A 12,473-nucleotide genomic window follows, 5' to 3' on the forward strand; every position below is an offset into this window, starting at 1 on the left:
CATTGCAAAATCATTGATGGACAAACTTGCTTACGTCCCTGAGGAGGGATGACCCAATGCAAACATGGAAAAAGAAACTCGTTGTATCTCAACTTGCATTAGCCTGCACCCTGGCTATCGCTTCTCAGGCAAATGCGAAGGATATTTCCGGTACGACATATAATACATTCGGATACGATAATACCGCTTCCACCCCCTGGTATTATGGCTATGCCGACTGGGATTACTCAGGCGCTACCCATGACGGTGATATTTATCCGGTGATTAATAAAAGCACCGTGAATGGTGTTATTTCAACATACTATCTGGATGATGGCATCAATGGTCGGGCGAATGCGTTAAGCATTTCCAACAGTACCATTAATGGCATGATTACCTCTAAGTGTATGACCCCCCCGTGTGCTGATGGCGTGGATACCGATGGCACCAACCATTCTCAATACGATCGTTTTAGCCTGACCGTAGATAATTCCACCATTAACGATACCTATGAGCATTATGCGTATGATGTCGTGAACGGGGAAAATACGGAAAGACACTATCTGGACACGTATAATCTGGGTAATGCGATCACCCTGGATGTGGAGTCCGATATTGTTATCCAGAACAATTCCCACATTGCCGGTATTACCCTGACGCAGGGTTATCAGGAGTCGGATAACACTCCTTACGACGGTGTTGAAGGCGTAGCCAACAGCAGCAAAGTATTTACCGACACGCTGGTGGTGAAAGATTCCGTTCTGACCTCAGGCGCGTACCGCGATCTGGGGACCAACGGGTTCTACGGTCAAACCGCGAAGCCGAGCGACTACGGTGAAACGAATGCCACGGCGGCGGATGATGCGGCGCTGATCGTTGCCGCTAGCGCGTCTGATAACGCGATGCAGACCACTGCCACGTTCGATCACTCCACCGTTACTGGCGATATTTTGTTCTCCAGCACCTTCGACAACAACTTCTATCCGAACGGCGATCCGGCTACGGATACCACTGCAGACGGTGTCTATAACCCAACCACCAACGGCTGGGATGGTACCGATAAGCTGGATGTTACTCTGACCAACGGCAGCAAATGGGTCGGTGCAGCACAGTCCAGCGTCGAGGCTATCGGCACAGCGCAGATGTATGGTCTGGGCTACAGCAACGTAGACTGGAGTAGCTTATCCCCTAACAGCATTTGGCCGGATTCCGTTTATGACAGTAACGGACACGTTACGGGTGAAGCGGTGTATCAGAGCGGGCTGTTTAACATCGCGCTGGATAACGGCTCTGAGTGGGATACCCGCAAGCTTTCTAATATCGACACGCTGACGGTAAACAACCAGTCTCAGGTTAACGTTGAAGACTCTGGCCTGCTGGCGGACTCCATCACCCTGACCAATGCTTCATCAATGAATATTGGAGACAGCGGCGCCGTGGCGACCGACCATCTGTATCTGGACAGCTATAGCCGTGCGGCACTGACGGAAGAAACGGCCCAACTGTATGCCAACACCATCACCGTGGATAACGGTGCTGAGCTGGCGCTGGGGCTGGGTCAGGTTGATACGCACAATATGGAACTGACCGATGGCGGGGTGCTTAACGTTGCCAGCCGTGATTACGTCCTGAACAGCGATTTGAACAACGCACGCTATATCACTAACGATAAGTACAATGTCGATTACGACTACGGTGTTGTGGCGATTAACTCAGACGGCCATCTGTCAGTGAACGGTAACGTTGCGGGTAACTACCAGGTGCGCATCGACGATGCGACCGGTGCCGGTTCCGTTGCCGATTACAAAAACAAAGAGATTATTCGCGTCTATGACAATAACGCGGATACCACAGCCAGCTTCACTGCCGCAAACAAAGCCGATTTAGGCGCTTACACCTACCAGGCGCAGCAGCAGGGTGATTCCGTTGTCCTTCAGCAGAAAGAGTTGACCGATTCTGCCAACATGGCGCTGAGCATCCCTTCTGCCAACACCAATATCTGGAATCTGCAGCAGGATACCGTCGGCACGCGTCTGACCAACAGCCGTCACGGCCTGGCGGATAACGGCGGGGCGTGGGTGAGCTACTTCGGTGGCAACTTCGACGGTGACAATGGCGTTATCAGCTACGATCAGGACGTGAGCGGCATTATGGTGGGTGTGGACACCCTGATTGACGGTAATAACGCGAAATGGATCGTCGGTGGTGCGGCAGGTTTCGCGAAGGGTGATACCAGCGATCGTACCGGCCAGGTCGATCAGGATAGCCAGAGTGCGATGATCTATGCGTCAGCGAAGTTCATGAACGATCTGTTCCTCGACAGCTCCCTGAGCTACACCCGCTTCAACAGCGATCTCTCCGCCAACATGAGCAATGGTCAGTACGTTGACGGCAATACCACGAATGATGCTGTTGGTTTTGGGCTGAAGCTGGGTTATGACTGGAAGCCAAACCTCTCTGGCTACGTTACGCCATATGCAGCCGTCTCTGGCCTGTTCCAGTCTGGCGATGATTATCGTCTGAGTAATGGCATGCGCGTTGATGGACAATCTTACGATAGCCTGCGTTATGAACTCGGCGTTGATACGGGTTACACCTTCAACTACGGCGGCGAACAGGCTCTGACGCCTTACTTCAAACTGGCCTACGTCTATGACGACGCCGATAACAATGCCGATATTAACGGTGACAGCATTGATAACGGCGTGAAAGGCTCCGCTGTGCGGGTAGGGCTGGGCACCCAGTTCAGCTTCACGAAGAACTTCAGTGCGTACACCGATGCCACTTATCTGGGCGGCGGCGACGTTGATCAGAACTGGGGCGCAAATCTGGGCGTGAAATATACCTGGTAATGAATAAAAGCGGGGGAGTGGTTATCTCCCCCGCTTTTTATAGAAGCAATAAAAATAATATTGGACCGACAAATACGGATGACTTGAGGTCTGCATGAACGTTAATGCGAAACCGCTTTCTGAATTACGCCGGCTCGAACAGCATTTAACAGCGGCCAGTACTCCTTTTACATGTGCGCCCCAGCAATTAATTACGTCAGACGAATGGAATGAGCCTTGTACGATCGTATTACAAACCGGCGTTATTGAGGTTTATCGAACTTCTGATGAACTGCTGGTAGGGATTGCGACTGCCCCTTTTATATTCGGGCTGTCTACGGTGGTGATTAATCACTCTCATGAATACAGGGTGATTGCTAAAACGGCCTGTACCGGTTTTTATTTGCCCACGGAAACCACCCGTCAACTCATCCAGCAGTATTCACTCTGGAAAGAGGCCTTCTGCTGGTTATCCTGGATAACTTACATTCTTGAGAAACGCGATAAGCAGCTGGTGGGAAATAACTCCTATCACCAGATCCGCTCGATGCTGCTGAATATGGCGGAATGGGATGAAACGCTGCGTTCAAAAATCGGTGTGATGAATCATATTCAACAGAGCACACGAATTTCACGCTCCGTTGTTGCCGAGGTGCTTGCCGCCCTGAGGCAGGGAAACTATATCAACATGAGCCGGGGCAAGCTGGTCAGCATCAACCGCTTGCCCACGGAATATTAAAATTAGTTAGAAGCGGTGAGAACCTGGGCTTTATTGGCGCTCAGTTCAGCCACTAAGTTATTAATCCCGTCACTCATATTGACGAAACGCGTATGCGGGGAGCGGGTGACCACCACAAATGCGCCCACGTTTGACTGCGGGATCATGGCCATATAGGTGATGAATCCACCGCCGCCGCCGGTTTTCTGAATAATACCCGGACGGCCATTTTTCGGTGCCATATAGACCCAGCCCATACCGAGCGCGTCGGCTTTACCCGGCACGTCCATCCCGATGACGCGTTGCAGCTGAGTGCGCTGATAAATCAGGGTCTGCATGCGATCGGCCTGGCTGCTGCGAGCGTAGAAATCTGAGGAAAGGAACTGCTGCATCCAGCGCATCATGTCGCCAGGCGTGGAATAGACCCCGCCGCTGCCCACGGCCGCGAGCGTGTTATTACAGGGGCTAGCGCCTTTCTCCGCCACCATCAGGCGACGACACTGATCCGGGGACGGGGTAAAGGTGGTGTCTTTCATACCCAGCGGACGGGTTATCTGCTCTTCAAACAGCTGCGTGTAGGGTTTGCCAGCCGCCGTCGAAAGGGCGTCCGCCAGCAGGTCAAAGGCCAGGTTTGAATAAGAGGCCTGCGAACCCGGCGCCGCCTTCAGCGTGGCGGTACTCAGGTAGCTCCAGCGCTGGTCGCGCGTTGGCCAGACAAATACGTCACGGTGCGCTGCCCCGCCAGGCTGCTCGCGCGGCAGGGCGCTGGTGTGGGTGGCAAGGTTCACAAGCCGAATCGGCGTACCCTGATAGGTTGGAACCCGGGCGCCTGGAGGCGCGTATTTGCTGAGCGGGTCGTCGAGTTTCACCACGCCCTGATCGAGCAGTTTCACCAGCATTTCGCTGGTCATCAGCTTGGTTAAGGACGCGATGCGGATAACGGAATCCAGCTGCGGGTGAACGTTATTTCCTGGGCGCGTTTCGCCAAAGCTGCGGAACACACGCTGGTTGCCGTCGATGACGACCATCGCCATCCCGGTCGCGCCGCTGCCGTAATAGATAAGGTTCGCGTAGCGATCGGCAATATCTGAAGCTAAAACGGGCGCCGTCAGCGGTTGGGCTGCCTGGGCGGTAGAAAAGCTCACCGCACACAGCGCGGCAAAAGAGAGCAGACAACGTTTCAACGAAAAGCATCCATGAAGTGAATGAAGAAAGTAATGGGTATTTATACTACTAATCGGTACCGCGCAATGCCCCGAATTGCATAACGATAGCGAGAAAAACGTAACCATGGGTAAATATGAACAATTTACTTACGAGCCATCTCCCATTTTGTGACATCGGGCTTATGATAGGCACCAGTGTCACTCAATCTTACGGAGAACGGTATGTCTGAGAAGCGTGTGGTTATGGTTGTCGATATGCAGAACGGGGTATTTGAAACCCCTCGTCATCAGCGCGAAAAATGTGTCTCTCTGATCAACCAGCTTACGCAGGCAGCCGACAAGGTCATTTTTATTCAGCATACCGAGGCAGGGGGCCTGGAAGAGGGAAGTGAAGGGTTTGCGCTACTGCCTGAACTCCATCAGCCAGCTGACGCGCTATATGTGACCAAAACCGCCTGTGATGCCTTCTATAACACCGTGCTTGAGGCGCTGCTGCGTGAGCAGGGCATTCGCGAGTTTGTCATCTGCGGCTGCGCCACCGATTACTGCGTCGATGCGACGATCAAGAACGGCGTCAGCCGGGGTTATCACATCACCGTGGCGGAAGATGCCCATACTACCGCCAATCGCCCGGCGGCAGATGCGCGGATCCTGATTAACCACCACAACGACGTCTGGCGTAACTTCATCGCGCCGGCGAATCCTCTCGCGGTGAAACGCACCGAAACAATTCTCGAAAACTGGAAAGCGAACTAATAATCAACCCTCGGGTCTGACCTTTTTGCCTGAGTCGGGAGGCTGGCTCGGGCAGGTTTTTCGTGTGGTAACGTGTTGTGCACAGCAACAGCCATAACAACAAGAAGGAAGCATTATGTTTAAGTCTTTTTTCCCAAAGCCGGGGCCTTTTTTCCTGTCGGCATTTATTTGGGCACTCATCGCTGTCATTTTCTGGCAGGCGGGCGGCGGCGCATGGCTGACGCGCATCACGGGAGCAACGGGCGAGGTGCCGATTAGCGCGGCGCGCTTCTGGTCGCTCAGCTATCTGCTGTTTTACGCCTACTACACGGTGTGCGTAGGGCTGTTTGCCCTGTTCTGGTTTATGTATTCTCCGCACCGCTGGCAGTACTGGTCTATCCTCGGCACATCGCTAATTATCTTTGTCACCTGGTTCCTCGTGGAGGTGGGTGTGGCGGTGAACGCCTGGTATGCGCCGTTCTACGATCTGATCCAGACCGCGCTGAGCTCGCCGCATAAGGTGACCATCAACCAGTTCTATCATGAAGTCGGCGTCTTCCTCGGTATCGCCCTTATTGCGGTGATCATCGGCGTGATGAACAACTTCTTCGTTAGCCACTACGTTTTCCGCTGGCGTACCGCGATGAACGAACATTATATGGCGCACTGGCAGCACCTGCGGCATATCGAAGGTGCAGCACAGCGTGTGCAGGAAGACACCATGCGTTTTGCCTCCACCCTTGAAGACATGGGCGTCAGCTTTATCAACGCCATCATGACGCTGATCGCCTTCCTGCCCGTGCTGGTAACGCTCTCTGCGCACGTGCCGGATCTGCCGATTGTCGGCCATATTCCTTATGGTCTGGTGATTGCCGCGATCGTTTGGTCGCTGATGGGTACGGGCCTGCTGGCGGTCGTCGGGATCAAACTGCCGGGCCTGGAGTTTAAAAATCAACGCGTCGAAGCCGCTTACCGTAAAGAGCTGGTTTACGGTGAAGATGATGCTAACCGCGCCTCGCCGCCGACCGTCCGCGAGCTGTTTGGCGCCGTGCGTCGTAACTATTTCCGACTCTACTTCCACTATATGTATTTCAACATCGCGCGTATTTTGTATCTGCAGGTGGATAACGTTTTCGGTTTGTTCCTGCTGTTCCCGTCGATTGTTGCGGGTACGATTACGCTCGGTCTGATGACGCAGATCACCAACGTTTTCGGTCAGGTTCGCGGGTCGTTCCAGTACCTGATCAGCTCCTGGACCACCCTGGTAGAACTGATGTCCATCTACAAACGTCTGCGCAGTTTTGAACGTGAGCTGGACGATCGTGACCTGCAGGAAGTCACCAACACATTTAGCTAATACAGGAAGTTGCTATGTCTTTTGCCGTACCGCGCGCGTTACCGTTGTCCTTGCTGGCCGCTCTTGTGCTGGCAGGCTGTGCCGAAAAAGGGGCCGCTCCGCTCAAAAAGGGGGAGAAGCCCGTCGATGTGGCGAGCGTTGTGCGGCAGAAAATGCCCGCCAGCGTGAAGGATCGCAACGCGTGGGCAGATGCGCTGGCAAAAACCTTTGAAAGCCAAAAGATCGCGCCGACCGAGGAGAATATCTGCTCGGTGCTGGCGGTGGCGCAGCAGGAGTCGATGTACCAGTCAGACCCGGTCGTGCCGGGCCTGAACAAAATTGCCTGGAAAGAGATCGACCGCCGCGCGGAGTCCATGCATATCCCGGTTTTCCTTGTGCATACCGCGCTTAAAATCACCTCGCCGAACGGCAAAAGCTACAGCGAACGGCTGGACGCGGTGAAAACCGAAAAACAGCTCAGCGCCATCTTTGATGATTTCATCAGTATGGTCCCGATGGGGCAGAAGCTGTTTGGCTCGCTGAACCCGGTACACACTGGTGGCCCGATGCAGGTGAGCATTGCGTTCGCGGAGAAGCATACTGACGGCTACCCGTGGAAAATCGACGGTACGGTGCGTCAGGAGGTCTTCTCCCTGCGCGGTGGGCTGTGGTTCGGCACGTATCATCTGCTGAACTATCCGGCGAACTACAATGAGCCGCTGTACCGCTTTGCCGACTTTAACGCGGGCTGGTATGCCAGCCGTAATGCGGCATTCCAGAGTGCGGTCAGCCGCGCAAGCGGCGTCAAGCTGGCGCTGGACGGCGATCTCATCGCTTACGGCAGCAGCGAGGCGGGAAGCACCGAGCTGGCAGTACGGAAATTATCGAACACGCTTGGCTTGAGCAACAGCGACATTCGCCGTCAGCTAGAGAAAGGCGACAGCCTGGCCTTTGAGAAAACGGATCTGTACAACAAGGTGTTTGCGCTTGCGGAGCAGAAAAGTGGGAAAACGTTACCGAGGGCGATCCTGCCGGGGATCCAGCTGGAAAGCCCGAAGATCACGCGTAACCTGACAACCGCATGGTTCGCAAAACGCGTGGACGATCGCCGGGCGCGCTGTATGGGGCTTTAACGGCGACGGCGAAAGCGCAACACTAACGCCACAACGCCCAGAATCATACATCCCGCGAGGAAGGGGATCAGGCCGAACAGGGTGCTTACGCCAAAGCCAATCTCAACTCGCGGGCGTCCGTTATCCTGCACCTGCATCAGGTGTTCATAAACGCCTGGCGCATGGACCAGCATGTTGAGCAGCTGGGAACCGGCCCAGAAGCAGAACAGGACAAACAGGGCATAAGCAATATTACCCGCCGTGGAGGTTTTTGGTTTGCCGCCAAAAATCGGTTTCGACAATGTAAAGTCAGCCATGTTGACCTCCCGTGGTATCACTCTGTTTTAATACGCGTCTTACGGGGTGAGTTTGACAGGTCATCGCATTTGTCAATATCAGAATCGTGGTAATTTGCGCTCAGGAATTCTCCTGGATTGTCGATTTCTGCAGCACATCACAATTTCATCACTTAAGTGAAATTGCGTCGCGTTTCAGAATTTCCGTATCTGCCACAGACCTGGCCGTAAAACTGTGAGAGGATGTCTTTTTTTCCTGCCGGAGTTGTTATGAAGCTCACGTCCAAACTACGCCGTGACTGGCACTACTACGCCTTTGCCATCGGGCTGATCTTTATTCTTAACGGTGTCGTGGGCCTGTTGGGTTTTGAAGCTAAAGGATGGCAAACCTATGCCGTCGGGCTGGTGACCTGGGTGATAAGTTTCTGGCTGGCGGGGCTGATTATCCGCCGTCGTCCTGAAGAGACGACAGCGGATGACGCGGAGTCGGCGAAGAGCGCCGATTAACCGTTTACGGAACTTTTAAGCGCGCTGTCGGCGGCGTGACGCTCCAGCGCCAGTTCGATCAGGCGGGTGATCAGTTCCGGGTAGCTCAGGCCGCTGGCCTGCCACAGTTTTGGATACATGCTGATGTTAGTGAACCCCGGCAGCGTGTTGATTTCATTGATCACCACTTCGTTTTCGGGCGTCAGGAACACATCCACGCGCGCCATGCCGCAGCAGCCGAGCGTCTGATAAGCGCAAATGGCGATCGCCCGGATCTTATCGTTAATCGCCGGATCGATATCCGCAGGAACGACAACCTGCGCGCCTTTGTCATCAATGTATTTGGTGTCGTACGAGTAGAAGTCGCTGTTTAACACCACTTCGCCGCAGGCGCTCGCCTGTGGGAAATCGTTGCCCAGCACGGCGCACTCAATTTCACGGCCTTTGATACCCTGCTCAACCACCACTTTATGGTCGAACTCAAACGCCAGACGGACGGCCTGCGTGAACTCTGCTTCGCTGGTGACTTTGCTGACGCCCACGGAGGAGCCCTGGTTCGCCGGCTTCACAAACAGCGGCAGACCCAGCTCTCCGCTAATTTGTGCGAAGCTGTGCTTGTCGCGGTTGGCGCGGGTGAGGGTCACGAATGGCGCAATATTCAGCCCGGCATCGCGCAGCAGGCGTTTGGTGACGTCTTTGTCCATGCACGCGGCAGAGCCGAGTACGTCCGAGCCGACGAACGGCAGGTTGGCCATGCGCATCATCCCCTGCAGGGAGCCATCTTCGCCCAGGGTGCCGTGAACGATAGGGAAGACAACGTCGATCTGAGCGAGAGCCTGCGCGTTGCCGGCGTCGATGAGCTGCCCCTTCACGACGCCGGGTACGGTGGCGACGCTCACTTCCGAAGGATTAAGGGCGATATGCGCCGGATCGTGAGCATTCAGCAGATACTGGCTGGCATCGTTAACGTGCCACTGACCCTGTTTATCAATGCCCAGCAGCACCACGTCGAAACGGCTTTTATCGATCGCATCAACGATATTTTTGGCCGATTGCAATGACACTTCGTGCTCCGCTGATTTTCCCCCAAAGACAATACCTACGCGCTGCTTAGCCATCTCACTCTCTTCCAGTCTGACGAAAAGCCAATAACATACCACGATGCCCGGCGGGTTTCGCGGCCTTCTGCCATAATGTTTTGGGGAATGTTAAGGGGGGAGAGTGAAAGGAAAAACGCTGCTGACCGTATTCATCATTGTGGCCGTTGCAACGGTGGGTTACCGCTGGTTGCCGCCTTACTATAACCCTTTCATGCCGCTGACGCTTGACGACCCGCCGGGCCGAATCACCCAGTATAAGCTTCGGCGTCTAACCCCCGAGGCGTGCGCGAGCCTGCTTTCGCAGGCTAACCAAAGAGATCTCATCCGCACCCAGCCGGTGGCCGACAGCGGCGGCGCGTGCCCGCTTAACAACGTCGTGAGCGTGCGTGATTTCGGCCCGGTCGGCCTGAACAGCAGCTTTCTTGCCAGCTGTCCGCTGGCGCTCAGCTCTGCGCTGTTTATCAGCCAGCAGGCCCGGCCGCTGACAAAACGCTATACGGGCAGCGACCTGGCGCGTATCGACCACCTCGGCAGCTATGCCTGCCGCAATATTTATCACCGCCCTGACGCGCGACGCAGCGAGCATGCCACGGCGGAGGCGCTGGATATCGCCGCCTTTCGGCTGGCGAACGGGGAGCGCGTCACGGTGCTGAACGGCTGGAAGGCGGCAGCAACGCAGCCATGGCTGAAGGCCATGCTGGCGGCAAGCTGCGGCTACTACGGAAACGGCCTCGGGCCGGAGTATAACGCGGCGCATGCCAACCATTTTCATCTGGGAATGCGCGGTTTCGGACTCTGTCGGTGAAGCATAATATTCCGCCAGAAAATGGATGAATTGTGACTTATTTCACAAATATGATGACTGGGAAGATAAAACACCAAAGTCAGTCAGGCCGCATCTCTGGTGCGACGTCAAAACGCGTAACTTGCTAATCTGTAGGCGAATTCGCCTAAAAATGAAGACTATTTCTTTATGGAATCCTGGAAAGTTAATCTCATCTCGGTCTGGTTCGGCTGCTTCTTTACCGGGCTGGCCATCAGCCAGATCCTGCCGTTCCTGCCGCTGTACGTCTCGCAGCTGGGGGTGACCTCGCATGAAGCGCTCTCCATGTGGTCCGGCCTGACGTTCAGCGTCACGTTTCTGGTCTCCGCCATTGTGTCACCGATGTGGGGCAGCCTGGCGGATCGGAAAGGCCGAAAACTGATGCTGCTGCGCGCCTCGCTCGGGATGGCGATTGCCATTCTGCTGCAGGCCTTCGCCACCAACGTCTGGCAGCTGTTTTTTCTGCGTGCGGTGATGGGGCTGACGTCCGGGTACATTCCGAATGCCATGGCGCTGGTCGCCTCTCAGGTGCCGCGCGAGCGTAGCGGCTGGGCGCTGAGTACGCTCTCCACGGCACAGATCAGCGGCGTCATCGGCGGTCCGCTGCTGGGCGGCTTTCTGGCGGACCACGTCGGGCTGCGCGCCGTATTTATCATCACCGCGATCCTGCTGGTGGTCAGTTTTCTGGTCACGCTCTTTCTTATCAAAGAGGGGGGCCGCCCGGTTATCAGTAAATCTGAACGCCTGAGCGGCAAGGCCGTCTTCGCCTCGCTGCCCTATCCGGGACTGATGATCAGCCTGTTTGTGACCACTATGGTTATCCAGCTTTGTAACGGTTCGGTCGGTCCGATTCTGGCGCTGTTTATCAAGTCGATGGAGCCGGATAGCACAAATATCGCTTTTCTGAGCGGCATGATTGCCGCCGTGCCGGGCGTATCCGCCCTGATTTCCGCGCCGCGTCTGGGAAAACTGGGTGACAGGATCGGCACGGCGCGCATCCTGATGGCGACGCTGATCTTTGCGGTCGTGCTCTTCTTCGCGATGTCGTTTGTCACCTCTCCGCTTCAGCTTGGCGTGTTGCGATTTCTGCTCGGTTTTGCTGATGGCGCAATGTTGCCTGCGGTACAGACCCTGCTGGTTAAATATTCCAGCGACCAGGTGACGGGGCGTATCTTTGGATATAACCAGTCATTTATGTATCTGGGGAATGTTGCCGGTCCGCTTATTGGCGCATCCGTTTCCGCGATGGCCGGTTTTCGTTGGGTATTTGCCGCCACGGCGATTGTCGTTTTAATCAATATTATCCAGCTGGCTATTGCGCTGCGTCGCCGCAGACAAATGGCGGAAGCGAAATCGTCGAGATAATCGTTTCGTTGATGTATTATATATTCTTATAGTAGCCGCATTTTTATATAACAAAATGCGGCGTTTTTTATAGAAAAACGTTTCGCTCACCGCGGCGGTTCTTTATTTTTATTCCTGCATCACTTTTGCATACCATAATAAATTTCTTCTCTTTGCATTATGGATTCAGAATGCTAACTTCAGACAAAACTGAAAAAGGAACTGGCACGATGAAAAATCTCATTGCTGAATTGCTGGTCAAACTGGCACAAAAGGAAGAGGAGTCAAAAGAGCTGGTTGCTCAGGTCGAAGCGCTGGAAATTGTGGTCACCGCGCTGCTGCGACAAATGGCGAAAACCGATCAACAGGCGTTGATTGAGAGCGTGGAAGGCGCGCTGGACAGCGTCAGGCCTGAATCGCAGGTTCCGGTTGAGGATGCCGAGATGCTCCACCAGTACGTAAAGAAGCTGTTAAGGCATCCGCGCACCTAAACCGTCACAGGACGTAACGACGTGTCATAGAATTGTCATGCAGGATGCCTATAGTC

General features: G+C 54.6%; 12 protein-coding genes. 9 read left to right on the forward strand and 3 right to left on the reverse strand.

Going from position 1 to position 12,473, the window contains the following annotated elements; all coding sequences use genetic code 11:
* The first annotated feature begins 56 nt into the window (after positions 1-56).
* Together ACMGGX_RS14225 and ACMGGX_RS14230 are read left to right on the forward strand one after the other, a co-directional pair.
* Positions 57-2,831, forward strand: coding sequence for an autotransporter outer membrane beta-barrel domain-containing protein (locus ACMGGX_RS14225; RefSeq protein ID WP_420298514.1), 2,775 nt, complete (start codon positions 57-59; stop codon positions 2,829-2,831).
* A 94-nt stretch (positions 2,832-2,925) separates the two neighbouring features.
* Positions 2,926-3,549, forward strand: a complete 624-nt coding sequence (locus ACMGGX_RS14230) for a helix-turn-helix domain-containing protein (protein ID WP_054830101.1) — start codon at positions 2,926-2,928, stop codon at positions 3,547-3,549.
* A gap of 2 nt (positions 3,550-3,551) precedes the next feature.
* Here ACMGGX_RS14230 and ampH read toward each other — a convergent pair whose 3' ends face one another.
* Complete coding sequence (gene ampH, locus ACMGGX_RS14235) at positions 3,552-4,712, reverse strand: D-alanyl-D-alanine-carboxypeptidase/endopeptidase AmpH (protein WP_023310524.1); 1,161 nt, start codon at positions 4,710-4,712, stop codon at positions 3,552-3,554.
* Positions 4,713-4,916: 204 nt separating this feature from the next.
* Between ampH and ACMGGX_RS14240 the strand changes: the two genes are divergently transcribed.
* The 3 genes from ACMGGX_RS14240 to ACMGGX_RS14250 all read left to right on the forward strand — a co-directional run bounded on the left by ACMGGX_RS14240 (position 4,917) and on the right by ACMGGX_RS14250 (position 7,898).
* A complete protein-coding gene (locus ACMGGX_RS14240; protein ID WP_033144738.1) occupies positions 4,917-5,450 on the forward strand; it encodes an isochorismatase family protein in 534 nt (177 codons plus the stop codon).
* Positions 5,451-5,565: 115 nt separating this feature from the next.
* The gene (gene sbmA / locus ACMGGX_RS14245) at positions 5,566-6,786 is read left to right on the forward strand and encodes a peptide antibiotic transporter SbmA (RefSeq protein ID WP_033144739.1); all 1,221 of its coding nucleotides are present in this window, start codon (positions 5,566-5,568) and stop codon (positions 6,784-6,786) included.
* Between the two features lie 14 nt (positions 6,787-6,800).
* Positions 6,801-7,898, forward strand: a complete 1,098-nt coding sequence (locus ACMGGX_RS14250) for a DUF1615 domain-containing protein (protein WP_054830103.1) — start codon at positions 6,801-6,803, stop codon at positions 7,896-7,898.
* Here the strand turns inward: ACMGGX_RS14250 and ACMGGX_RS14255 are convergent.
* Positions 7,895-8,194 carry a DUF2755 family protein gene (locus tag ACMGGX_RS14255; protein ID WP_008503287.1) on the reverse strand — a complete coding sequence of 100 codons (300 nt, stop codon included), beginning with the start codon at positions 8,192-8,194 and terminating at the stop codon, positions 7,895-7,897. The genes ACMGGX_RS14250 and ACMGGX_RS14255 overlap by 4 nt on opposite strands.
* 249 nt (positions 8,195-8,443) lie before the next feature.
* On the opposite strand from ACMGGX_RS14255, the gene ACMGGX_RS14260 reads away from it, so the two are divergent.
* Complete coding sequence (locus ACMGGX_RS14260) at positions 8,444-8,680, forward strand: DUF2754 domain-containing protein (RefSeq protein ID WP_045356384.1); 237 nt, start codon at positions 8,444-8,446, stop codon at positions 8,678-8,680.
* On the opposite strand, the gene ddlA is transcribed toward ACMGGX_RS14260, so the two are convergent.
* Positions 8,677-9,777, reverse strand: a complete 1,101-nt coding sequence (gene ddlA, locus ACMGGX_RS14265; RefSeq protein WP_420298515.1) for a D-alanine--D-alanine ligase — start codon at positions 9,775-9,777, stop codon at positions 8,677-8,679. The genes ACMGGX_RS14260 and ddlA overlap by 4 nt on opposite strands.
* A 103-nt stretch (positions 9,778-9,880) precedes the next feature.
* Between ddlA and ACMGGX_RS14270 the strand changes: the two genes are divergently transcribed.
* From ACMGGX_RS14270 to iraP, 3 genes are all read left to right on the forward strand, one after another.
* Positions 9,881-10,564 (forward strand): extensin family protein, encoded by a 684-nt coding sequence (locus ACMGGX_RS14270; RefSeq protein WP_348560663.1) that lies wholly within the window; start codon positions 9,881-9,883, stop codon positions 10,562-10,564.
* 168 nt (positions 10,565-10,732) lie between these two features.
* Entirely contained in the window at positions 10,733-11,947 is a 1,215-nt protein-coding gene (locus ACMGGX_RS14275; protein ID WP_023310531.1) for a multidrug efflux MFS transporter, read from the forward strand.
* Between the two features lie 209 nt (positions 11,948-12,156).
* Positions 12,157-12,417 carry an anti-adapter protein IraP gene (gene iraP / locus ACMGGX_RS14280; RefSeq protein WP_023310532.1) on the forward strand — a complete coding sequence of 87 codons (261 nt, stop codon included), beginning with the start codon at positions 12,157-12,159 and terminating at the stop codon, positions 12,415-12,417.
* Positions 12,418-12,473 lie beyond the last annotated feature (56 nt).

The organism is Enterobacter sp. BNK-29, assembly GCF_048684785.1.
Lineage (GTDB): Bacteria > Pseudomonadota > Gammaproteobacteria > Enterobacterales > Enterobacteriaceae > Enterobacter > Enterobacter cloacae_M.